General features: G+C 70.3%; 22 protein-coding genes and 1 pseudogene. 20 read left to right on the forward strand and 3 right to left on the reverse strand.

Translation table 11 applies throughout. The features are described from left to right. Nucleotides 1-59: 59 nt before the first annotated feature. Nucleotides 60-2090 (forward strand): glycoside hydrolase family 3 protein, encoded by a 2031-nt coding sequence (locus VGK78_RS18025; protein ID WP_331529111.1) that lies wholly within the window; start codon nt 60-62, stop codon nt 2088-2090. 113 nt (nt 2091-2203) lie between these two features. Here VGK78_RS18025 and VGK78_RS18030 read toward each other — a convergent pair whose 3' ends face one another. Next, nucleotides 2204-2809 (reverse strand): GtrA family protein, encoded by a 606-nt coding sequence (locus tag VGK78_RS18030; RefSeq protein WP_331529112.1) that lies wholly within the window; start codon nt 2807-2809, stop codon nt 2204-2206. Nucleotides 2810-2905: 96 nt separating this feature from the next. Here VGK78_RS18030 and VGK78_RS18035 point away from each other — a divergent pair, with 96 nt between their 5' ends. Together VGK78_RS18035 and VGK78_RS18040 are read left to right on the forward strand one after the other, a co-directional pair. Then, nucleotides 2906-3985, forward strand: coding sequence for an amidohydrolase family protein (locus VGK78_RS18035; RefSeq protein WP_331529113.1), 1080 nt, complete (start codon nt 2906-2908; stop codon nt 3983-3985). Next, the gene (locus tag VGK78_RS18040; protein WP_331529114.1) at nt 3982-4734 is read left to right on the forward strand and encodes a putative protein N(5)-glutamine methyltransferase; all 753 of its coding nucleotides are present in this window, start codon (nt 3982-3984) and stop codon (nt 4732-4734) included. The genes VGK78_RS18035 and VGK78_RS18040 overlap by 4 nt, the downstream gene beginning before the upstream one ends. Nucleotides 4735-4743: 9 nt before the next feature. Here VGK78_RS18040 and VGK78_RS18045 read toward each other — a convergent pair whose 3' ends face one another. Then, the gene (locus tag VGK78_RS18045) at nt 4744-5346 is read right to left on the reverse strand and encodes a hypothetical protein (RefSeq protein ID WP_331529115.1); all 603 of its coding nucleotides are present in this window, start codon (nt 5344-5346) and stop codon (nt 4744-4746) included. A 177-nt stretch (nt 5347-5523) separates the two neighbouring features. Between VGK78_RS18045 and rpsP the strand changes: the two genes are divergently transcribed. From rpsP to VGK78_RS18125, 16 genes and pseudogenes are all read left to right on the forward strand, one after another. Next, the gene (gene rpsP, locus VGK78_RS18050) at nt 5524-6132 is read left to right on the forward strand and encodes a 30S ribosomal protein S16 (RefSeq protein ID WP_331529116.1); all 609 of its coding nucleotides are present in this window, start codon (nt 5524-5526) and stop codon (nt 6130-6132) included. Nucleotides 6133-6134: 2 nt separating this feature from the next. Continuing rightward, nucleotides 6135-6377, forward strand: a complete 243-nt coding sequence (locus tag VGK78_RS18055; protein WP_331529117.1) for an RNA-binding protein — start codon at nt 6135-6137, stop codon at nt 6375-6377. A gap of 109 nt (nt 6378-6486) precedes the next feature. Beyond that, nucleotides 6487-7056 carry a ribosome maturation factor RimM gene (gene rimM, locus VGK78_RS18060; RefSeq protein WP_331529118.1) on the forward strand — a complete coding sequence of 190 codons (570 nt, stop codon included), beginning with the start codon at nt 6487-6489 and terminating at the stop codon, nt 7054-7056. A 7-nt stretch (nt 7057-7063) separates the two neighbouring features. Beyond that, nucleotides 7064-8254: a tRNA (guanosine(37)-N1)-methyltransferase TrmD gene (gene trmD, locus VGK78_RS18065; protein WP_331529119.1), complete on the forward strand. Its 1191-nt coding sequence runs from the start codon at nt 7064-7066 to the stop codon at nt 8252-8254. A 202-nt stretch (nt 8255-8456) separates the two neighbouring features. Next, the gene (gene rplS / locus VGK78_RS18070; RefSeq protein WP_331529120.1) at nt 8457-8819 is read left to right on the forward strand and encodes a 50S ribosomal protein L19; all 363 of its coding nucleotides are present in this window, start codon (nt 8457-8459) and stop codon (nt 8817-8819) included. Nucleotides 8820-8864: 45 nt separating this feature from the next. Beyond that, nucleotides 8865-9668: a signal peptidase I gene (lepB, locus tag VGK78_RS18075; protein ID WP_331529121.1), complete on the forward strand. Its 804-nt coding sequence runs from the start codon at nt 8865-8867 to the stop codon at nt 9666-9668. Beyond that, nucleotides 9665-10315 (forward strand): annotated as a pseudogene (locus VGK78_RS18080) (ribonuclease HII); the annotation flags it as partial. The gene lepB and the pseudogene VGK78_RS18080, both read left to right, overlap by 4 nt. Nucleotides 10316-10446: 131 nt before the next feature. Beyond that, nucleotides 10447-10755, forward strand: coding sequence for a DUF2469 domain-containing protein (locus VGK78_RS18085; RefSeq protein WP_329650777.1), 309 nt, complete (start codon nt 10447-10449; stop codon nt 10753-10755). Between the two features lie 236 nt (nt 10756-10991). Further along, on the forward strand, nt 10992-11450 hold the full coding sequence (locus tag VGK78_RS18090) for a TadE/TadG family type IV pilus assembly protein (RefSeq protein WP_331529122.1): 459 nt from the start codon (nt 10992-10994) through the stop codon (nt 11448-11450). Continuing rightward, the gene (locus tag VGK78_RS18095; protein WP_331529123.1) at nt 11447-13282 is read left to right on the forward strand and encodes a Tad domain-containing protein; all 1836 of its coding nucleotides are present in this window, start codon (nt 11447-11449) and stop codon (nt 13280-13282) included. Before VGK78_RS18090 ends, VGK78_RS18095 begins: the two co-directional genes overlap by 4 nt. Nucleotides 13283-13594: 312 nt before the next feature. Next, on the forward strand, nt 13595-14002 hold the full coding sequence (locus VGK78_RS18100) for a TadE/TadG family type IV pilus assembly protein (protein WP_331529124.1): 408 nt from the start codon (nt 13595-13597) through the stop codon (nt 14000-14002). Between the two features lie 35 nt (nt 14003-14037). After that, nucleotides 14038-15798, forward strand: a complete 1761-nt coding sequence (locus VGK78_RS18105; protein WP_331529125.1) for a hypothetical protein — start codon at nt 14038-14040, stop codon at nt 15796-15798. 105 nt (nt 15799-15903) lie between these two features. After that, nucleotides 15904-16284 (forward strand): YraN family protein, encoded by a 381-nt coding sequence (locus tag VGK78_RS18110; RefSeq protein ID WP_331529126.1) that lies wholly within the window; start codon nt 15904-15906, stop codon nt 16282-16284. Next, nucleotides 16284-17879: a YifB family Mg chelatase-like AAA ATPase gene (locus VGK78_RS18115; RefSeq protein ID WP_331529127.1), complete on the forward strand. Its 1596-nt coding sequence runs from the start codon at nt 16284-16286 to the stop codon at nt 17877-17879. The genes VGK78_RS18110 and VGK78_RS18115 overlap by 1 nt, the downstream gene beginning before the upstream one ends. Then, nucleotides 17876-19006 carry a DNA-processing protein DprA gene (dprA, locus tag VGK78_RS18120; RefSeq protein ID WP_331529128.1) on the forward strand — a complete coding sequence of 377 codons (1131 nt, stop codon included), beginning with the start codon at nt 17876-17878 and terminating at the stop codon, nt 19004-19006. Before VGK78_RS18115 ends, dprA begins: the two co-directional genes overlap by 4 nt. An 80-nt stretch (nt 19007-19086) precedes the next feature. Next, nucleotides 19087-20007, forward strand: a complete 921-nt coding sequence (locus VGK78_RS18125; protein ID WP_331529129.1) for a tyrosine recombinase XerC — start codon at nt 19087-19089, stop codon at nt 20005-20007. Between the two features lie 43 nt (nt 20008-20050). On the opposite strand, the gene VGK78_RS18130 is transcribed toward VGK78_RS18125, so the two are convergent. Beyond that, nucleotides 20051-20764 (reverse strand): M23 family metallopeptidase, encoded by a 714-nt coding sequence (locus VGK78_RS18130; RefSeq protein WP_331529130.1) that lies wholly within the window; start codon nt 20762-20764, stop codon nt 20051-20053. A 388-nt stretch (nt 20765-21152) separates the two neighbouring features. On the opposite strand from VGK78_RS18130, the gene rpsB reads away from it, so the two are divergent. Beyond that, the gene (rpsB, locus tag VGK78_RS18135) at nt 21153-22361 is read left to right on the forward strand and encodes a 30S ribosomal protein S2 (RefSeq protein WP_331529131.1); all 1209 of its coding nucleotides are present in this window, start codon (nt 21153-21155) and stop codon (nt 22359-22361) included. Nucleotides 22362-22378 lie beyond the last annotated feature (17 nt).

The following is a 22378-nucleotide window of genomic DNA, read 5'->3' on the forward strand; positions in this document are numbered from 1 at the left end:
TCTGACAAACCTCGGTTCCTAGGTTCGGGAAACCATCCCCTCACTCTCGGGAGTGCCTCATGGTCGCGTTCGCACGCACGCGACGGCGGACGGCCGTCGCTCTCGGCGCCGCGGCGGTCCTCGCCGCCGGCCTGATCTCCGTCCAGACCCCCGGCGCCTCGGCGCGCCCCCACTCGGCCTCGGCGACCTCGACCGGCGCCGCGTCCTCGGCAGCGGCCGACGTCCTGCCCTACCGGGACCCCTCGCTCCCGATCTCCCAGCGGGTCGCCGACCTGCTGGGCCGGATGAACCTCGACGAGAAGATCGGCCAGATGACGCAGGCCGAACGCGCCTCGGTCGACGCCCCCGGAGACATCCACAAGATCAGCGACGACTACCTCGGCAGCGTGCTGTCGGGCGGCGGCTCGGTGCCCACGCCGAACACCCCGGAGGCCTGGGCCGACATGGTCGACCGCTACCAGTCGCAGGCGCTCCGGACGCCGCTCCAGATCCCGATCATCTACGGCATCGACACCGTCCACGGCGACGGCAACATGTACGGCGCCACCGTGTTCCCCCACAACATCGGACTCGGCGCCACCCGTGACCCCGACCTGGTGCGCGAGGTGGAGCACGTCGCGGCATCCGAGACGCGCTCGACCGGACCGCAGTGGGCGTTCGCCCCCTGCATCTGTGTCGCACGCGACGACCGGTGGGGGCGCACCTATGAGTCCTTCGGCGAGACCCCGCAGCTCGTCGAGCAGATGGAGACCGCGATCGACGGGTTCCAGGGTCCACCCGGACACCTGTCCGACAACGACCGGGTACTCGCCACCGCCAAGCACTTCGCCGGCGACGGGCTCACGACGTACGGCACCGGCTCCAACATGCAGCAGACCGGCAACTACCCGATCGACCAGGGCGTCGACCAGGTCAGCCGTGCGACCTTCGACAACCTCGCGCTCGCGCCGTACGTCGATGCGGTGCAGGTGCACCACGTCGGCTCGGTGATGCCGTCGTACTCCGACGTGGACTTCACCGACGACGGTCTGGGCAACCGCGTCAACATGCACGCGGAGGGCGACCTGATCAACGGCTGGCTGAAGTCCGAGCAGGGCTTCGACGGCTTCGTGATCTCCGACTACAACGGCATCGACCACATCCATCCGGGCACCTACACCTTCGCCCAGCAGGTGGCGGCCGGGGTGAACGCCGGCATCGACATGTTCATGCAGCCCTCGAACTTCGAGCAGTTCGAGGCGACCCTGAAGGGTCTGGTCGAGGACGGCACCGTGTCGATGGCGCGGATCGACGACGCCGTCAGCCGGATCCTCACCGCGAAGTTCGAGCTCGGGCTGTTCGAGCACCCCTATACCGACCGCACCCACCTGCCGGACGTCGGCAGCCCCGCGCATCGCGCGGTCGCACGGCAGGCGGTGTCGGAGTCGCAGGTGCTGCTGAAGAACGACCGCGGCACCCTGCCGTTGACGGCGAACCGGCCCGTGTACGTCGCCGGCAGCAACGCCGACAACATCGGCAACCAGGCCGGCGGCTGGACCCTCACCTGGCAGGGCGGCTCGACCAACGTGATCCCCGGGACGACGATCCTGCAGGGCATCGAGGCCGACGCGAGCGACGTGACCTACAGCGAGGACGCGTCGGCGCCGATCCCGCACCAGGCGACCGGGATCGTGGTGGTCGGGGAGACGCCGTACGCCGAGGGGTTCGGCGACGTGAACGGTCCCCGCTGGGCCTACGACCCCGGCGACCACGGCGTCCCGCGTCCGCCGAAGACCATGGAACTGTCGGACGCGGATGCGAATGCGGTGAACACGGTCTGCGCCCAGGCCGCCCGGTGCATCGTGCTGGTCGTCTCCGGCCGCCCGATGATCATCCCGCCGGACATGTTGTCCCACATCGACGCGCTGGTCGCCTCCTGGCTGCCGGGCTCCGAGGGTGAGGGCGTGGCCGACGTGCTGTTCGGCCAGCAGCCGTTCACCGGGAAGCTGCCGGTCTCGTGGCCCCGCAGCGTCGACCAGGAGCCGATCAACATCGGCGACGCGTCGTACGACCCGCTCTACCCGTTCGGATGGGGGCTGTCGACGAAGTAGGGGTGGCCGGTTCATCACGCTGAGCGGACGAACCAGCGCCTGGCGAGGTGAACTCCACTGGCCAGGCGCCGGTTCACCTGCCCAGCGTGATGAACCAACCGTCAAGCCAACCCTCACACCGGGTCGGACTCGTCCACCCCGAGGTGCTCCAGCTCCTTCTCCGCGGCCGGGTGCTGGGGGACGGCCTCGAGGTGGTGGGTCCGCACGGCGGCGAACGTCCACAGCTTGTTCAGCACGAACGACAGCGGCGTGACGACGATGATCACGATCAGCTGCGCCCAGTAGAGCCGGGTGCGCAACCCGCTGGAGTCGTCGAGCACACCGGTCGGCAGCGAGATCGGGGAGCCGCGGTGCATGAGCAGGGTCAGCAGGACCAGCCCGATCGCCTGGCCGAGCATCCCGACGGCGAGGAACGGCCAGTACTCCCGCCACCACGCCGAGTGCTTCGAGCTGCGGAAGGTCCACCACCGGTTGAGCTGGAAGTTCCAGAGGTTGGCGACCAGGAAGGCGATCGTCGAGTACAGGTGGTACCACCGCACGTGGAACGCCGTGGGCGCGAGCCCGAGGATCGCCTCCTCCGGGTGCGGTCCGAGCCGCTTGACGATCACGAGGACAACGAGGTTGACGGCCACGCCGGTGCCGCCGACCAGCGCGAACCGCGCGAACTGGAGAGCGTTGCGCGTGTGCCTGCGCAAGGTGTCCGCCCGGCTCGTGCCCACAGTGGCGCACCCTATCCACCGGTGCCGAGACGGCCCTCTCCACAGCGCCGACGGCCCGGGCGAGCCTCGCAGGAAACAGCCGGTAGCGTCCCGCTCATGACGACGCCGACGACACTGAGGTTCCGCGGCCCGGTCCTGCCCGACAGCGAGGCACGCGACCTGTACGTCGTCGACGGGCGGATCACCCACAAGCCGGTCGCCGGCGCCGAGACGGCTGCCGAGGGCTGGATCGTGCCCGGCCTGGTCGACGCGCACTGCCACCTCGGCCTGGACGCCCACGGCGCGGTCGACGAGGAGACCACCGAGCAGCAGGCGCTCGCCGACCGGGACGCCGGCTCGCTGCTCCTCCGCGACTGCGGCTCGCCCGCCGACACCCGCTGGGTCCAGGACCGGGACGACCTGCCCCGGCTCATCCGATGCGGCCGCCACATCGCGCGCCACAAGCGCTACATCCGCAACTTCGCCCACGAGATCGAGCCGGACGAGCTCCCCGGGTACGTCGCGCAGGAGGCGCAGGCGGGTGACGGCTGGGTCAAGCTGGTCGGCGACTGGATCTCCCGCGAGGAGGGCGACCTGGCGCCGTCCTTCCCCGAGGACGCGTTCGCCACCGCGATCGCGACCGCGCACGAGCACGGGGCGCGGGTGACCGCCCACTGCTTCGGCGAGACGGTGCTGCCGTGGCTCATCGACGCGGGCATCGACTGCATCGAGCACGGCACCGGCCTCACCACCGACCTGGCCGAGACGATGGCCGCGCGCGGCACGGCGCTGGTGCCCACGGCGTACCAGCTCACCAACTTCCCGACGTACGCCGCGCAGGGCGCCGAGCGGTTCCCGGCGTACGCCGACCACATGCTCGACCTGCACGCCCGCCGCCGCGAGACGATCATGGCGGCGTACGAGGCCGGGGTGCCGATCTTCGCCGGCACCGACGCCGGTGGGGTGCTGCCCCACGGCCTGATCGCCGACGAGGTGACCGAGCTCGCGTCGTACGGGATGCCGGCGGAGTACGCCCTCGGCGCGGCCAGCTGGCGCGCCCGAGAGTGGCTCGGGTGGAACGCCGGGCTCGACGAGGGTGCGCCGGCGGACTTCGTGGTCTACCCGCGCGACCCACGGGAGGACCTGACGGTGCTCCGCGAGCCGACGACCGTCGTGCTACGCGGGCAGGCCATGTGAACGAGGCCCAGCTGGTCGCCGCCCTCCGTTCGTCGGGCTGCGTCTTCGCCGAGGAGGAGGCGAAGCTGCTGCTCGCCGAGGCGTCGTCACCGGCCGAGGTGATCGCCTGGGCCGCGCGCCGGATGGCGGGGGAGCCGTTGGAGCAGATCGTGGGCTGGGCGGCGTTCGCGGGGCAGCGGATCGCGGTGCAGAAGGGTGTCTTCGTGCCACGCCGGCGCAGCGAGCTGGTGATCGCCGTGGCGAGGCGTGAGCCGGCTGACCTCGTGGTCGACCTCTGCTGCGGCACCGGTGCGCTCGGAGCGGCCCTCGCGACGGTGTGGCCGACTGCCGAGGTGCACGGCGCCGACTCCGACCCCGCAGCCGTGGCCTGCGCACGCCGAAACCTGCCACCCGAGCGCGTGCACGAGGGAGACCTGTACGCCGCTCTGCCGGACGACCTGCGGGGCCGCGTCGACCTGTTGGTGGTCAACGCGCCGTACGTCCCGACCGACGCGATCGCGACCATGCCCCGCGAGGCCCGCGACCACGAGCACCGGGTGGCACTGGACGGAGGGTCCGACGGCCTCGACGTGCAACGCCGCGTCGCCGCCGACGCCACGACCTGGCTGCGCCGGGGCGGGCGGCTCGTCCTCGAGACCGGACGTGGCCAGGCCGAGCGGTCCGCCGCCCTGCTGAGCTCGGCCGGCCTCGCGAGCACGGTGGAGACCGACGACGAGATCGGCGGGACCGTGGTGCTCGCCCGCCGTTGACTCCCGGGCTCAGCGTGGAGGCGGGCCGTAGTAGTCCGGCAGTGCGAGCGGCGGCTGCGGGCGCCGCGTGATCCAGAGGATCGTGGTGACGAGCAGGACGAGGAGGCCCGCGCCACCGATCGCGAGCGGCACCAGGACGCCCACGATGCCCACCCTCGCGAAGTCGCTGTCGTCCGGCACCTGGGCGATCCGGATCCGCGCACCGACGCCGCCGGCGCACTCGAAGTGGAGCGTGCCGTCGCCGGTGTCGAAGACTGCCTCGGCCACCCACCTCTCGTAGGTGAAGCGCGAGTCGGGACGTTCCAGGGGGACGGTCGAGCCGTCCGCATGCGTGATGCTGCAGCGCGGCACCGGATCACTCTCGACCAGGAAGACGCCCCGTCTGGTGTGGGCCGGGACCGTCACGTCGTGGCTCCCGGAGGCGTCGAAGACCGCGTCCGAACGGGCGACGTCGATCCCGAACCTGCCGAGCGTCACGCCTGCGACCACCACCGCGACCGCGACGAGCACACCGCCCACGACGAACCAGATCCATCCGGGACGCTTCTTGGTGGCACGCGGCGTGCCGTACGGCGACGGGTACGGCGACTCCGCGGGGTACGGCATGGTCACGTGAGCAGGATGTTCGATTTCGGCCGATCCGGCCGCGTCTGGCAGAATCTTGCGCTGAGTCTGCTGAGGCAGCGGTCCCTCTCAACCGCGGTTCGGCAGCCCCGAGGGTGAGCGCCCGTGTCCCCACGCCGGCGCAGACCTTCACCACACACAACGTTTCGAGGAGACACCACAACCGTGGCCGTCAAGATCCGTCTGAAGCGCATGGGCAAGGTCCGTGCGCCGCACTACCGCATCGTCGTCGTCGACTCACGCAAGAAGCGCGACGGCAAGGTGATCGAGGAGATCGGCCTGTACCACCCCAAGGAGGACCCGTCGTACATCAACGTCGTGTCCGACCGGGCGCAGTACTGGCTCGGCGTGGGCGCCCAGCCCTCCGAGGCCGTCTCGAGGCTCCTGAAGATCACCGGCGACTGGCAGAAGTTCAAGGGCTACGCGAACACCGAGGGCACCCTCCGGGTGGCCGAGGCCAAGCGCGACAAGCGCGAGATCTTCAACGACGCCCTCAAGGACGCCGCCAGCGAGCCGAAGACCGAGGCCGTGACCAAGCGGGCCGCCAAGAAGACCGCGAGGGCCACAGAGGTCCCGGCCGTGGAGAAGGCCGAGGAGAAGGCCGACGAGGCTGCCGCGACCGCGGCGTCGCCCGCGGACACCGCTTCCGAGGCGCCGGCCGAGACACCGGCTCCGGTCCCCGCCGTCGAGACGCCCGAGGGTGCCACCGAGGAGGCCGAGATCGAGGAGACCGCCGAGGTCGAGGCCGAGACGCAGCAGAAGACCGGGGACTGACCGTGCTCGGCGACGCGCTGGAGCACCTGGTGCGCGGGATCGTCGACCACCCGGACGACGTCACCGTCCGCGACAAGCAGACGCGCCGCGGCCAGATGCTCGAGGTGCGGGTGAACCCCGACGACCTCGGCAAGGTGATCGGCCGCAGCGGCCGCACCGCCACGGCGTTCCGGACGGTGATCTCGGCGCTGGCCGGCAAGGGCGACGCGCACATCAACTTCGTCGACGTCGACCGCGAGCGATGAAACCCGCCGCTGAGTGGATGGCTTGCGAGCAAGCTCGCTGCGCCGCTCGCTGCGGTCGCTCCGCCCCGGCGCTGCCGGGCCGGAGCGTCCTCGCTCGAGCCTGACCGGTGTGGAGAGCTCCGAGACCATCGAGGTCGTGATCGGACGGATCGGCAAGCCCCACGGCATCCGCGGTGAGGTGACCGTCGAGCTGCGCACCGACGAGCCGGAGCGCCGCTTCGCCGACGGTACGACGGTCCGCGCCGAGCGGCCGCACGGGTCTGCCGCGCCCTGGCCGGCACTGACCGTGACCGGCACGCGGTGGCACCAGTCGACGCTCCTGGTGCGTTTCGACGAGCTGCCCGACCGCAACGCCGCCGAGTCCGCGCGCGGCCTGCTGCTCCACGCCACGGTGCCGGTCGACGAATCCCCGGAGGACCCCGACGAGTTCTACGACCACCAGCTGGTGGGGCTCGCCGCGGAGGACGTCGACGGCCGCCACCTCGGCGAGGTCACGGGCGTGCTGCACGGCGCGCAGGACCTGCTCCAGATCCGCACGCCGGACGGCCGCGACGCGCTCGTGCCCTTCGTCTCGGCCCTGGTGCCCGACGTCGACCTCGCCGGCGGGAGGGTGGTCGTCACCGATCGTCCGGGGCTGGTGACGCCGTTCCCGGACGACCAGCCTGCGAACGGATCGTGAGGCCGCGATGAGGATCGACGTCGTCACGATCTTCCCGGCCTGGTTCGACTCGCTGGATCTTTCCCTGACCGGCAAGGCCCGTACCTCCGGGCTGCTCGACATCGCCGTGCACGACCTGCGCGACTGGACCCACGACCGTCACCGGACCGTCGACGACACCCCCTACGGCGGCGGTGCCGGGATGGTGATGAAGCCCGAGCCATGGGGCGAGGCACTCGACGCGCTGGTCCCGCCCGGCCCTGCGGGCGAGCGGCCGACGCTCGTGGTCCCGACCCCGAGCGGTACGCCGTTCACGCAGGCCGTCGCGCGCGAGCTCGCCGAGGTGGACCACATGGTGCTCGCCTGCGGCCGCTACGAGGGCATCGACCAGCGGGTCATCGACGAGTTCGTCACGACGTACGACGTCCGTGAGCTCTCGCTGGGCGACTTCGTCCTGAACGGGGGAGAGGTGGCCGCGGTCGCGATCATCGAGGCGGTCGCCCGGCTCCTGCCCGGGTTCGTGGGCAACCCCGCCTCGCTCGCCGAGGAGTCCCACGAGGACGGCCTGCTCGAATATCCCGTCTACACGAAGCCCGCCACCTGGCGCGGGCGCGACGTCCCCGAGGTGCTCCTCTCCGGCGACCACGCAGCCATCGCCGCCTGGCGTCACGCCGAGTCGGTACGCCGCACGGTCGCGCGCCGACCCGACCTCGCCCACCCCTCGGCGGTCGTCGGACTGGGCGGCATCGACCTGGACATCCGGCCGGCGACCCGCGCCGACGCCGGCGAGCTGTTCACGCTGACCCGCGCCTGCTGGCTCCAGGAGCTCTGGGCCAACCCCGGCGTGGCGATCCCCGCGCTCGAGGAGTCCTTCGACGACGCCCTCCGGGGGATCGAGGAATGGACGACCTTCGTCGCGGTCGAGGGCGGCCGCATCGTCGGCGCCACCCGGGGCCGGGTCGCCGGCGAGGGCCCGCACGGGCCGGTCTGGGACGTCGGGAGGGTGATGGTGGCTCCCGATCTGCAGGGTCGTGGCCTCGGCCGCCACCTGCTCCGGTTCATCGAGGACGCGGCGCCCGACGAGGTCACGACGTACGAGCTCCACACCGGCGCCAACAGCGTCGACAACATCCGGATGTACAAGAAGGCCGGTTACCGGCTCCAGGGTCCCGCCCCGGGGCCGCCGGGTGCGGTGGTGATGACCAAGCGCCGACGCTGATTCGCCGGGCTCGGGAGCGGTCTGGCAAGATTGGCCCTCGGTCCGTCCGGCCAAACAAGGAGCGTCCCGACGTCATCGTTCGAGACCTCCGCACCGGCTCCTGCCACAGGGGGAGCACGGCGCCGCCGGCCACGCGGAGGGACCACCAACTGGACACACATTTCCCCACCACGGCTGACCTGTGGCACCCGTGAGGAGAGACATGACCGTCAACAACATCGGCGCCGTCACCGACCTGGGTAACGCCGCGAAGCGCGACGACATCCCCGACTTCCGCGCCGGCGACACCGTCAAGGTCCACGTCAAGGTCACCGAGGGCACCCGTTCCCGCGTGCAGATCTTCCAGGGTGTGGTGATCCGCCTCCAGGGCGCCGGCATCGGCCGCACCTTCACCGTCCGCAAGGTCTCCTTCGGCGTCGGTGTCGAGCGCACTTTCCCGCTCCACTCGCCGATCTTCGAGCAGATCGAGGTCGTGACCCGTGGTGACGTCCGCCGGGCGAAGCTGTACTACCTGCGCAACCTGCGCGGCAAGGCCGCCAAGATCAAGGAGCGGCGGGAGGCCTGAGCGGCGGTCGGCGATCCGGGACCACTGACTCGTTAGGCTCAACAGGTGACCGACAACCGTTCCGCGACCTCCCTCGACGAGGGTGACGAGCCTGAGCGGCGACGGTCGGCACCCAAGGCCAAGAAGCACCTGCCGCTGTGGCAGGAGACGATCCTGCTGCTGTCGATCGCGATCCTGCTCGCGATCGTGATCAAGGCCTTCTTCGTCCAGGCCTTCTACATCCCGTCGGAGTCGATGGAGCCGGGCCTGGTCAAGAACGACCGCATCCTGGTCGAGAAGACGTCGTACTGGTTCGGGGGTACGCCGCAGCGCGGCGACGTCGTGGTGTTCAAGGACCCCGGCGGCTGGCTGAGCCAGGAGGAGGACGCCGGACCCTCCAACCCGATCGGCCAGGTGATGGCCAAGATCGGGCTCTACCCCTCGGGCGGTCACCTGGTGAAGCGCGTCATCGGCGTGGCCGGCGACACGATCCACTGCTGCGACAAGAAGGGCCGGATCCTGGTCAACGGTCATCCGCTCGACGAGAACGCCTACATCAAGAACACGCCCGGCATGAACTGCAACGGGCCGATGATCACGACCTGCAACTGGACCGCGGGGCCGGTGCCGAAGGGCTCGATCTTCGTGATGGGCGACAACCGCGACAACTCCGACGACTCGACCATGCACCTGTGCGCTCAGCACACCCCCGACTGCACACCCGACCCCTACATCCCGGTCGACGACGTCGTCGGGAAGGTCTTCGTGCTGCTCTGGCCGCGCGACAGGTTCCACGTCCTGCACCGGCCCGCGGACTTCGCCGGAGTCCCCGCGCCGGCGAAGAGCGGTTCCGGCACCGGCGGACAGTGACCCGCCTGCCTCCCGGAGCGACCGTCCGGCGCGACGCCGGTCTCTACGGCTACGAGCGCGCGCTGCGCCGTGCGGGTCTGGGCGTCATCGCCGGCGTCGACGAGGCCGGCCGCGGAGCCTGCGCCGGGCCGCTGGTCGCCGGGGCCGCGATCCTCAAGCCGGGAAAGTCCGGGGAGATCCCGGGCCTGGCCGACTCCAAGCTGCTCACCGAGAAGGCGCGCGAGCGGTGCTACGCCCACGTGATGCGGAAGGCCGTGGCCTGGTCGGTGGTCGTCATCGAGTCCGAGGAGTGCGACCGGCTCGGGATGCACGTCGCCAACGTCGAGGCACTGCGGCGGGCCGTGGCCCTGCTCGACGTGCCGCCGGAGTACGTGCTCACCGACGGGTTCCCCGTCGACGGGCTGGGGGCGCCGGGGCTCGCGGTGTGGAAGGGCGACCGGGTGGCCGCCTGCATCAGTGCCGCGTCCGTGCTCGCCAAGGTGACCCGCGACCGGATCATGGTCGACCTCGACCGCGAGCACCCGGCGTACGACTTCAAGACGCACAAGGGCTACATCACCGACATGCACGCCGCCGCACTGACGACGTACGGCCCCTGCCCGCAGCACCGGATGCGGTTCGTCAACGTACGCCGTGCGGCCGGCCTCGAGGTCGACCCCAGCGATCCCACGCTCGAGCAGGAGCCCACTTCGATCGAGGACGGCGTTCCTTCGGTCGACGAGCTCGTACTCAGCACTAGGGTCGGATCGACGGGTCGAGGGAAGCGAGGGGAGTCAGCATGAGCGCCGAGGATCTCGAGAAGTACGAGACCGAGATGGAGCTCACCCTCTATCGGGAGTACCGCGACGTCGTCGGCATCTTCAAGTACGTCGTGGAGACCGACCGGCGCTTCTACCTGTGCAACCAGGTCGACGTGAAGGCCCGCACCGAGTCCGGCGACGTGTTCTTCGAGGTGTCGATGAGCGACGCCTGGGTGTGGGACATGTACCGCCCCGCGCGCTTCGCCAAGAACGTCAAGGTGCTGACCTTCAAGGACGTCAACGTCGAGGAGCTCAGCCAGCAGGAGATCGACCCGCCCAAGGTGTGACGGCGACGGCGTCGGTCACCGTCCGCCGGGCTGCAGCCGGGCTCTCGCTGGTCTAGACCAGCAAGAGTTAACTCGGGTTCCACGTCATTCGTGGTGAGAATGAGTGGCGCACGGGGGCAGAGGTGGACCGAGTCGGCGCCAGGCCGGCCGATTCGCCTTCATCTCGGCAATGCACGGTCGGGGGACCTGTGCCCGCGCCGCGGGGGCGGCGCGGAGATGTTTTGGGGGAGCGCACGATGCTGCTATCTGCGAAGCGACGGCGTGATGACGGCGGCGCTGCCGCTGTCGAGTTCGCCCTCGTGGTGCCACTTCTGCTGGTCCTTGTCTTCGGCATCATCCAGTACGGGTGGTACTTCTACGCGATGCAGTCCGGTACGTCCGCGACGGGGGACGCGTTGCGCCGGCTGACCGTGGGTGCGTGTCAGGACAATGGTGAGCTGACGGCACTCGTGTCCGACGACCTGGGCGCGGCTCTGCAGGGGTCCCTGGTCGCCGGGCCGCCGACCTACAAGGACGCCTCCGGAGCAGATTCTGCGACTCCGGTCGCCGGGGGCAGTGTGACCCTGACGGTGCAGTTCGACACGCTGGATCTGCACTTCCCGTTCCTCCCGGTCCCCGACGGGGGCACCGTGATCCGGACGCAGACCGCCCGGGTCGAGGATGCCACTCCTGCCGCCGGGGTGACCTGTTCATGACTCGGCGCAAGCGCGACGAGTCGGGCGCCGTCGCCATCATCGTCAGCCTGCTGGCGGTGCTGATGCTCAGCATGGCCGCGCTGACCGTGGATCTCGGCCAGGCCTGGGTCACGAGCCACGATGTCCAGAAGTCCGCCGACTTCTCGGCCCTGGCGGGAGGCGTCGAGGGCGACCTGCCGACGACGACCACGGGGGGGACCTGCCTCGGCGGTGCTGGGTACCTCGACGGTCCGGCCGCGGACCCCGCGAGTCCAGCGGTCAATGACGTCGCCGAGTACCTCAACACGAACCCGTTCGACTTCGGAACCGACGCCTCGAAGCTGACGAACTGCCAGATGTCCGACGGTGAGGTGATCTTCGGCGAGGCGTCCAAGCAGGCGGATGGATCGTGGAAGGAGACCTACGACGCCACCGAGCTGACCGTCGTCAGTCCTCCGCAGAAGGTCGACTTCGGCTTCGCGCGGATCTTCGGGGCCCAGGACACCGACATCCAACGCGTGGCCACGGTCGGGCTCTTCACGCCTCTCTTGCAACGCACGCTTCCCTACTACGCGGCGCAGGGCTGCGACTACGGAAACCAGACCATCGCCCAGCCGAGCAATGGTCTGGCGGCCAACGCCGTCAATCTCGACTCCGGCAGCCAGACCAACAATGCGGCCGAGACCGCCTTGGTCACCAACCCGGCCTCCAACCCCCCGACGGTCGCCTACCCGTTGGCGACACCGACCTCCCTGGAGATCGACGGATCGGGATTCACAGGCGCCACGAAGGTGGGGTTCTTCGAGTCCGGCAGCACGTCGGCGGGACCACCGCCCACGGAGTTCGCCCTCACGCCTGACATGGTCACCGACACCAAGATCCTGATCCCCGACTTCTCGTCGACGAAACTGGCTCAGGACACGTGGTACGTGCGCATCTTCGCGCCCGACTCGGCCGGTGTGGCCCAGTGGTCAGCGGTGGCGGACAAGAAGGGCACGCTGAACGCGCTGCCTCTCACCGTGGGCGCCCCCAACCTGGTGTGCTCCCAAGGTGGGAATGTCGGCAACTTCGGGAGCCTCTTGCTCAACAACAGCCAAGGCCCCAAGGGGGAGACCGACAACATCGCCTACAACGTGGCGACCGGTCTCGAGCACCCACTCGACTACTTCCCCAACCCGCAGTCGCCGTGGACCTGCCCGTTGTCCGCGGGGGACGGGACGGTTCTCTGGCCCAATGACAACACCAACTGCGTGGACACGAAGACCGGCGACGTCGCAGCCGACTCGGCGTACGAGGGGCTGTTGATCGGCGTGCCGAATCCCAACCCCACAGTGCCCGGCTTGCTGACCCATGTCGGCGCGAACACGGGGTGCGCTCCGGACGGTACCCCCGCCACGACCGTCTTCAGGGGCATCACCATCAACAACGACACGCTGTCCTGCTTCTTCGACACGAGTGCTGTCGGTGATGTGACCGTGGGAGACGTCGACGCTCAGAACTACACCCTGTCGGCGCCGGCGTTCACCACGGCGATCTTCACGTCACCCCGTTTCGTGTACGTGCCAGTGCTGGGCACCACACCGTCAGGCGGGTCCGACAAGTATCAGATCATCGACTTCCGTCCGGCCTTCATCACCGACCAGTTGAACTCCGCGTACAAGAACACGCCCGAGGCGACGTGCACCTCGTCGTCGTGCAACGGACTGACGATGACCTCCAACGGCAAGAGCCTGCTGTCCCTGCAGGTCATCATGATCAACCAGGCGGCTCTCCCGCAGTGCCCGATCACCATCTGCCAGGACGTCAAGAAGTACACGGGAAAGGGGACCCAACAGCTGCGACTGATCAACTGACCCGACGGTCGACGAGGCCGGGCCCAGGGCCCACGGAAAGGGGGCGCAACGAGCGCCCAGTGCCTCGCGAACCGCTGGGGTCGGAGAGCACAGCCGACCGGGAGCGAACCCCAACAGGGCTTTCCTGGTCTAGGCCACAGAAATTTGACTCGGACTTCCAAGCCCGGCCCTGCGCCACGCGGGGACACGGGATGACCTGTTTCGCCATTTCGGCGTCGCGTCGTGTCCCACTCCCATACTCTCAGCCACGCACAGTGCGCCGTCCTGTGCCCGTGACCGGCCGGACACGGACGGACGAGAAGGCGGAGTGGCATGACGAGGATCCGGAGAGGGCGCGACGAGGGCGGCGCAGCCGCGGTCGAGTTCGCGCTGGTGATGATCCCGTTCTTCGTGCTGATCTTCGGGCTGATCGAGTACGGCTGGTACTTCTACGTCGGGCAGAACACGTCGGGAGCGGCCAGTACGGTCGCTCGCAAGCTCGAGGTCGGAGACTGCTGGGGTAGCGGCCAGGCGCTTGCGTACGCGCAGGCACAGTCGGCGCAGGTCACAGGGGTGACCAAGAACCCAGACGTGACGAGTTCGCCGACCCGAGGTACCAGTTTCACGGTCACGGTGACGGCCAACGCCCAGCTCCTGGACTTCCTGCCCGTGCCCACCGGAGGGACGATCACGCGGACGGTGTCGGCACAGATCGAGGACGACGAGGTCTCGTCGTGCTGAGGCATCGGCTTCGCCCGCGCCGAGAGCGAGGCAGCGTGGCGATCATGTTCGCCCTGCTCGCGGCGCTTCTCATGGCGCTCGCGGCGCTCGGCACCGACATCGGCAGCGAGGTGGGTCGTCACACCCAGACCCAGACCCAAGCCGACTTCGGGGCATTCGCGGCTGCCGCCCAGATGACCCAGACCGGACACGTGGGTGACACGCCCAGCGCCGCGGTGCTCAGCGCGATCGCCGCCTCTATGAACGCCAACCAACCGCAGGACGACAAGCAGAGCTGCTGGACGTCGAACACCTGTGTGACCACGGCGCAGCTGACTGATGGCAACCTGACCAACGGTGACGTGCGGTTCGTGACCGTCGCGGGCAAGGACGGCCTTCAGGTCACCGCGCCGAACAACTACGTGAGCTTCGGCATGGCACGCGCCATGGGCTTCCAGGGCGCGTACGTGGGTGCCAAGGCAGTGGTCAACATCTACTCACCGGGGCTGCGGGTCCTCCCGATGTTCGCGGTGCAGGGCTGCGACTACGGACTGCAGACGATCGCCAACCCGGCCAACGGTCACGTCAACCCCGTCGCGCCGACGCTGGCCTACGACACGGACTCGAACGACACGGGCCTGGTGCAGCCGGCCACGCCCCTCGACTCCACCGGCAACCCGGTGGCCGGGCTGACGGTCAACTCCACGGGCAACATGCTGCAACTCGCGGCCTCGAAGTGGGATCAGACCACCAAGATCGGGTTCTTCCGGGGCGACAACCCGGACCCGACCCTGGTCCAGACCCAGTCCTCGTTCTGGCTGATGGGTGACACGACCAAGACCAACCTCAACGCGAGCGGCAACGGGTACAGCAACAACCCACAGAGCACGGTCCAGGTCAACATCCCTGACGCGGTGGCCCAGGTCCAGGCCGTGTGGTGGGTCCGGGTGTTCGACAAGTACAACAACCAGTGGTCACCGCGGTCCCAAGCGGTTCCGCTGGTGGTGGGCAACGCCGTGCTGCAGTGCGGGGCAGGGTCGCTCGACGGCAACTTCGGCACCTTGAAGCTGCCGCGCACCGATGTGGCGAGTGCGAACGACCTCCCCGTGAACATCGCCTCCGGCCTGCAGTCCCCCCTCAGCCTGACCAAGCACGTCCAGTGGGCCACGGACAGTCCGGTCGGTGAGTGCACCGACGGTATAAACGGCGCAGTCGTGTCCTCCGGCAGCACGCTGCTACCGGACACCAACTGCGTCGACACCGACACAGGTCTGGCCGCCAACGTCGCCACTGCCGGCCTGATCACCGGCATCACCGACGGCAGCAACACCTGGCCAGGGCTCCTGACGACGGCGGGGACCACGCCGGGCTGCAACAACAGCCGGAGCGTGACCGTGAACAGCAAGAACTACCCCATCGACAACAACGTCCTGACCTGCTACCTGCAGGACGGCAAGTCGCTCGCGACCATCTGCGACCCTGCCTACAGCGGCGGGCAGGCGCTCGACAACTCGATCACCGACGACCCCCGGTTCGTCTGGGTCCCCGTCCTGAAGGTGCAGCCCGACAGCGGTGGGTCGAACACCTGGTCCATCGTCGACGTCCGTCCGGGGTTCATCACCGACGAGACGGCTACGACCACCGCGGTCAAGGGCAGCAAGACCGGCACCCCGGACAACGGCGTCGTGGTCGACAACAACGGCGTCACCCAGCTCAACGTCGTCTTCTTCAACATCGACGCGATGCCGCGAGACAGCGACGGCAAGGTCATCGACTACCTGGGTGTCGGACCGCCGGTCATCAAGCTGATCAACTGAGTCACGGACCGCTTTCCGTCCACAGACGCTCTCTCCGCACCCGCCGTCCACAGACGGCGGGTGCGGCGTCTCTGACGGAGGGCGGTCGCGCCCACGCTGGGGCGCATGACCTCGACGACGGATGCTCCCTCGGGACGGCGGCAGGCTCTCGGCCGGTACGGCGAGAGCGTCGCCGCCCGCCATCTGGCCGACCAGGGGATGGTCGTGCTCGACCGCAACTGGCGGTGCGAGGCGGGTGAGATCGACCTGGTGCTGCGTGACGGTGCCGTACTCGTGGTGTGCGAGGTGAAGACCCGCACCTCCGACGCCTACGGCACCCCGCACGAGGCGATCACGCCGGACAAGCTGGACCGGCTCAAGCGACTGGGTGCGCTGTGGGCGGAGGCCCACCAGGTCCGGCCGGCGGAGACCCGGATCGACCTGGTCGCCGTGCACAAGGCACAACGTGGTGCAGCGGCAGTCGAGCACGTCCCGGGGCTCGTCTGATGGCGCTCGCCACCGCCCACACCGTCTCCCTCCAGGGGTCAGTCGGACATCTGATCGACGTGCAGGCCGACGTCTCGCCAGGCTCACCCGGGACGACCCTCGTCGGGCGCCCGGACGCCTCGTTGAACGAGGCCCGCGACCGCTGTCGGATGGCCATTTCCAACACCGGCGTCCAGTGGCCGGGTGCGACCCGGCGCGTCACCATCCTGCTGGCGCCGTCCGATCTCGTGAAGCGCGGCACGCACTTCGATCTCGCGATCGCGCTGGCGATCCTGGCGGCGTGCGGCGAGGTGAGCCAGCGGACCCTGGACGACACCCTGGTCATCGGCGAGCTCACACTCACCGGTGGGCTGCGGTCGGTCCCGGGCGTCCTGCCGATGGTGATGGCGGCATCCCGCCGAAGCTTCACGCGCGTCATCGTCCCGGAGCCGCAGGCCCGCGAGGCAGCGATGGTCCCGGGCATGACCGTGCTGGGGATGCGGTCCCTGGCCCAGGTGCGGGCGGAGCTGCGCGGAGAGGTCGTCCCTGAGGCGGCGCCAGTGGCACCCATGTCCGGCAGTCGCCTCATCGAGTGGCGCGGATCGAGACGCCTCACCGAGCACGACCTGTCGGACCTCAAGGGGGTGGTGGACGTCAAGTACGCGATGGAGGTCGCGGCCGCCGGCGGCCACCATCTCATGCTGTCCGGGCCCAAGGGTTCGGGGAAGACGTCGTTGGCCGAACGGCTCCCGGGGATCCTCCCCGACCTCTCGGTCGAGGAGGCGCTCGAGCTCACCGCCATCCACTCGCTCGCCGGGGCGCTCGAGCCGGGTGACGACCTGATTCGGCGGCCACCCTTCTTCGCGCCCCATCACGACGCGAGCAAGGCAAGTCTCCTCGGTGGTGGCAGCGGCCGGGTCAGACCTGGTGAGGTCAGCAGATCTCACTGTGGCGTTCTCTTCCTGGACGAGTTCCCGCTCTTCCGATCCGACGTGATCGACGCCCTGCGTCAGCCCCTGGAGAGCGGCGAGGTCACCATCGCCCGAGGCGAGGAGTCGGCCACCTACCCCGCGCGCGGGATGGTCGTGATGGCCTGCAACCCGTGCCCCTGCGGTGAGTACTCCTCCGATCTTCCGGGCAACCGCTGCACGTGCACCCAGCTGCAGCGCCACCACTACTCCCGCAAGGTGACGGGACCCGTGCACGACCGGATCGACATCCTTCGTCACGTACTCCCGCCGACCAGGCAGGAGCCGAGCGCGCTGCCTGGCGAGGAGCCGGAGACGTCCGCCGTGGTGCGTGCTCGCGTCGCTGACGCACGCGCGCGCCAGCACAACCGGTACGCCGGTCGCGAGTGGCGACTGAACTCCCAGGCGCCCAGCGCCGTGCTCGCTCGGGAGTGGCCCCTGCCGGACCTGGGCGCGGCACGGCTGGAGCAGGAGGTTCTCGCCGGGAGGCTCAGTCGTCGGGGTGCGGTGCGAGTGCATCGGGTCGCCTGGACGGTCGCCGACCTGCGAGGTCGTGCTGTCCCGACCGTGTCCGACGTCGACACCGCGTTCCGGCTGCGCCAGGGCGAGGCGCTCCTGCAGGACAGCGTCGCCCGGCGCGCGTCATGACCGACGACGACCGCCTGGCCCGGGTCGCCCTGTCGCGGCTGACCGAGCCGGGGGAGGCGAAGATCGCATCCCTGACAGCTCAACTCGGTGCGGTGAGGCTCCACGCGTTGCTGAGCGACCCGGCACAGAACACGCCCGAGGCCCGCGACGTCGCCACCCGTCTGAGTGGGCTCGATCCTGCCGCCGAGCTCGAGCGAGGGGAGCGCTTGGGGCTGCGCTATGTCGTGCCCGGCGATGCCGAGTGGCCGGCCCAGGTCGACGACCTGATCCGGGCAGAGACGCTCGACCACCGCGGCGGGCCCCCGCTCGGACTCTGGGTGAAGGGCCCGACCCGGCTCAACGACCTCGAGGGCGCGGTGGCGGTTGTCGGTGCACGCTCGGCCACGACGTACGGCACGGAGGTCGCCGCCAGCATCGCGGGGGCCCTGGTGCGGGCGGGACATCCGGTGGTGTCGGGGGCGGCGTTCGGGATCGACCAGGCCGCGCACCGGGGAGCGCTTGCCGTCGACGGCGCCAACATCGCGATCCTGGCGTGCGGAGCCGATCGCGCCTACCCGACCGCTCACCACGAACTGCTCGCACACCTCGGCCGCACCTCGGCAGTCGTCGCGGAGGTGCCACCCGGCTGCGCTCCGACACGCGGGCGCTTCCTCAGCCGCAACCGTCTGATCGCAGCCCTCAGCCGCGGCACGATCGTGGTGGAGGCCGCTGCCCGCAGCGGCGCCTTGAACACCGCCAACTGGGCGACCCGGCTCAACCGCCACCTCATGGGGGTGCCCGGCCCGGTGACCAGTGCGCAGTCGCAGGGCGTCCACGAGCTCATCCGAGCCGGCGCCGCCTCCCTTGTCACGCGAGGTGACGAAGTGCTCGAGGTCGTCGGCGACACCGGCACGCATCTGGCCGCTCCAGCACGAGCGCCGAGCCGACGTCGCGACACGGTGCCGCCCCGGGACCAGCGCGTGCTCGACGCGGTCCCTCTCGCCCGAGCCGCCCCGGTCGACTCGATCGCGACCACCGCCGGAATGGCGCTGCTCGACGTGCAGGCGTCGCTCCGACGTCTCATGCGAGACGGGTTGGTCGAGCTGATGCCGCACGGGTGGCGACTGACGCCGGCCGCGAACGAGTGACCCGCAGCCCTACCAGCACCTCCTGCTGCCCGGCGGCGAGCCGGGGTCCGTGCACACCCCCGTCCACCTACAGTGACGGCATGGCCGGTGCGACCCGCGACATGTCCGCGGTGCTCGCGGAGTACGAGCGGCACCTGGTCTCCGAACGTGACCTGGCTCCGCACACCGTGCGCGCCTACCTGTCAGACGTCGCCGGGCTCCTCGAGCACGCCGGAAGAATGGGCCGTGACGACGTCGCGGACCTCGACCTCCGGATCCTCCGCAGCTGGCTGGCGCAGCAGCAGGTTACCGGCCGCTCGCGGACCACCCTGGCCCGCCGGGCCACCGCGGTGCGCGTGTTCACCGCGTGGCTGGCCCGCACCGGCCGGATCTCCGGCGACGTGGGGGCGAGCCTCCGGTCGCCGAAGTCCCGGCGGACGCTCCCTCCGGTCCTGCGCCAGGACGAGGCGCAGGAGCTGGTCGCCGCAGCCGCCCGGCTCGCCGACGACGGCAGCCCGCTCGGGCTGAGGGATACGGCGATGCTCGAGCTGCTGTATGCCACCGGTGTCCGCGTCGGCGAGCTGGTCGCGCTCGACGTCGACGACCTGGACCGCGGTCGCAACGTGGTCCGGGTCCTCGGCAAGGGCCGCAAGGAGCGCACCGTGCCGTTCGGTCGGCCCGCCGCGCAGGCGGTCGACGCCTGGCTGAGCCGGGGACGCCCTCAGGTGGTCGTGCCGGGTGCCGGCCCGGCACTGTTCCTCGGAGCGCGCGGCGGACGAATCGACCAGCGTGCGGTCCGGACGGTGGTGCACCGGCGGATCGCGGACGTACCCGGCGCACCCGACATCGGTCCGCACGGTCTGCGGCACACGGCCGCGACGCACCTGCTCGAGGGAGGCGCCGACCTCCGCTCGGTGCAGGAGCTGCTCGGCCACGCCTCGCTGGCGACGACGCAGCTCTACACCCACGTCAGCACCGACCGGCTGCGTCAGGCCTACCGCCAGGCACACCCCCGCGCCTGATCGGGTCGGCCCGGGCCGGCGCTCGCCGAAGGTATTGCCGTTGTCACAGCAGGAGCGGGCGCATGGCGAGCGGACGGCGCCAGACCGGAGCGCGTGCCGGCGCGGTTCGTCGCCGGTCTCGGGAACGTGTCGGTGGGGGAGAGGATCGCGCGAGCAGCCTCGACAGCAGTGCGGCGTACGGCTGGGTGACCGGCGTGACGCCTCCGGCCGGGGTGCTGCGCCAGAGGGGCAGGAGCACGATCGGCCCGCCGCCGACGACGAGCAGCGGATCGAGATAGGTCTTCCCGCGTAGCCACCCCCAGTGCAGGCAGGCCTCCGGGAAGCAGTGGGAGCCGGCGAGCGCGAGGCTGCCGATCGGCTGCCCGCGGGCGAGCACGTCGCCGACGCGCACGGACGCGGAGACCGGCTCGTAGGTGGTGCGGGTGGACCCGTGGTCGACCACGACGACGCCGCGGCCGGCGACACGACCGGCGTAGGTCACCCGACCGGCCAGCGCAGTGTGGACCACCTGGCCGACGCTGCCCGCGAGGTCGACGCCCCTGTGGCCCGGCCCCCACGTCGAGTCGGGCGGGTCGAAAGCCCGGACGACCCGGGGAGCCGGCTGCAGCGGCCACACCCCGACCGGAACCGGGTCCACGGGCACACCGGCCGCGCCGGTGGGCCGCGCGAGGGAGACGAGCGCGGCCAGCAGCACGGCGACGACGACCAGCGACCGGCGCCCGTGGACCCGCGTCGGGTGGGGGAGTGGAATCCGCATGCCGCCCACCATCGCGGCCGGCGCCGGCACCCAGCGATCGGAGCGCGGAAGCCTGTGGACGAGGGTGGCGGGAGGACGCTCTGTGGACGGTTCTCGGCCGCGGGCCCCGACGCGCTCGGCCGGTGGCCAGCCCCCGCGTGCGGATTGGTGGGGCCGGACGCGCTCGACTACGCTGGGAGCAGCAGCTCCTGACGGAGCTGACTTCGCACGTCCGCAGACCGCGACACCTGCTGCTCCGGCAGGTGACCACCCGTGGGCGACGATCCTCGGTCCCGGCCCGACCAGGCCGGGTGGGGTCGCGCGCAGACGTCAGGGCCGCCGGCACCCGCCGGTGGCGACAACTGAGAACAACCGGGCGCCGGTGTGCGCCCCACACAGGAGAACCTCCATGGCAGTCGTCACCATGCGCCAGCTGCTCGAGAGCGGCGTGCACTTCGGACACCAGACCCGTCGGTGGAACCCGAAGATGAAGCGCTTCATCATGACCGAGCGCAACGGCATCTACATCATCGACCTGCAGCAGTCGCTGGCCTACATCGACCGCTCGTACGCGTTCATCAAGGAGACCGTCGCCAAGGGCGGCACCGTGATGTTCGTCGGCACCAAGAAGCAGGCCCAGGAGGCCATCGCCGAGCAGGCGACCCGGGTCGGCATGCCCTACGTCAACCAGCGCTGGCTGGGCGGCATGCTCACCAACTTCTCGACGGTGCACCAGCGGATCAACCGCCTCAAGGAGCTCGACGAGATCGACTTCGAGAGCGTCGCCGGCTCCGGGCGCACCAAGAAGGAGCTGCTCGGGATGAAGCGCGAGCGCGACAAGCTCGAGCGCACCCTGGGCGGTATCCGCGAGATGAGTCGTACGCCGGCCGCGGTCTGGGTCGTCGACACCAAGAAGGAGCACCTGGCCGTCGAGGAGGCGCGCAAGCTGCGCATCCCGATCATCGGCATCCTCGACACCAACTGCGACCCCGACGAGGTCGACTTCCCGATCCCGGGCAACGACGACGCGATCCGCGCCGTCGGCCTGCTCACACGTGTCGTCGCCGACGCCGTTGCCGAGGGCCTGATCGCCCGTTCGGGTGCCAAGACCGAGGGCGCCGAGGCCGGGGCCGAGGAGCCCCTGGCCGAGTGGGAGCGGGAGCTCCTGGGTGGCGACGCCGACCAGGCGCCCGCGGCCGCGCCCGCCGCCGAGGTGACGACCACGGCTCCGGCCGAGGTCGCGACGGAGGCCGTCGCCTCGACGACCTCGACCGACGGCGAGGCCGGCTCGACGGAGGCAGTGGTCACGACGAGCGCGACCGACGACGGCGCGCCGGCCGACAGCGGCGCGACGGTGCAGGGCGAGTTCGGTCCCGACTCGGCCGCCCCGCTCGCGGACGGCGCGGCTCCCGCAGGCTTCGAGATCAAGGGCAACAGGAACTCCATGAAGTTCCACGCCCCGAGCAGCCCGTGGTACGCGCGGACCAACGCCGAGGTGTGGTTCCGCACGGCTGAGGCCGCCGAGGCGGCAGGATTCGCGAACGCCGAGTCCACCGACGCGGCCGACGCCGAGACCGCCGAGGACCAGGGCGCCGAGGCCGAGACGACCGAGGCCTGAGCCGAGCGCTCGCACCC

The sequence above is a fragment of the Nocardioides sp. genome (genome assembly GCF_036503465.1).
Taxonomy (GTDB): Bacteria; Actinomycetota; Actinomycetes; order Propionibacteriales; family Nocardioidaceae; genus Nocardioides.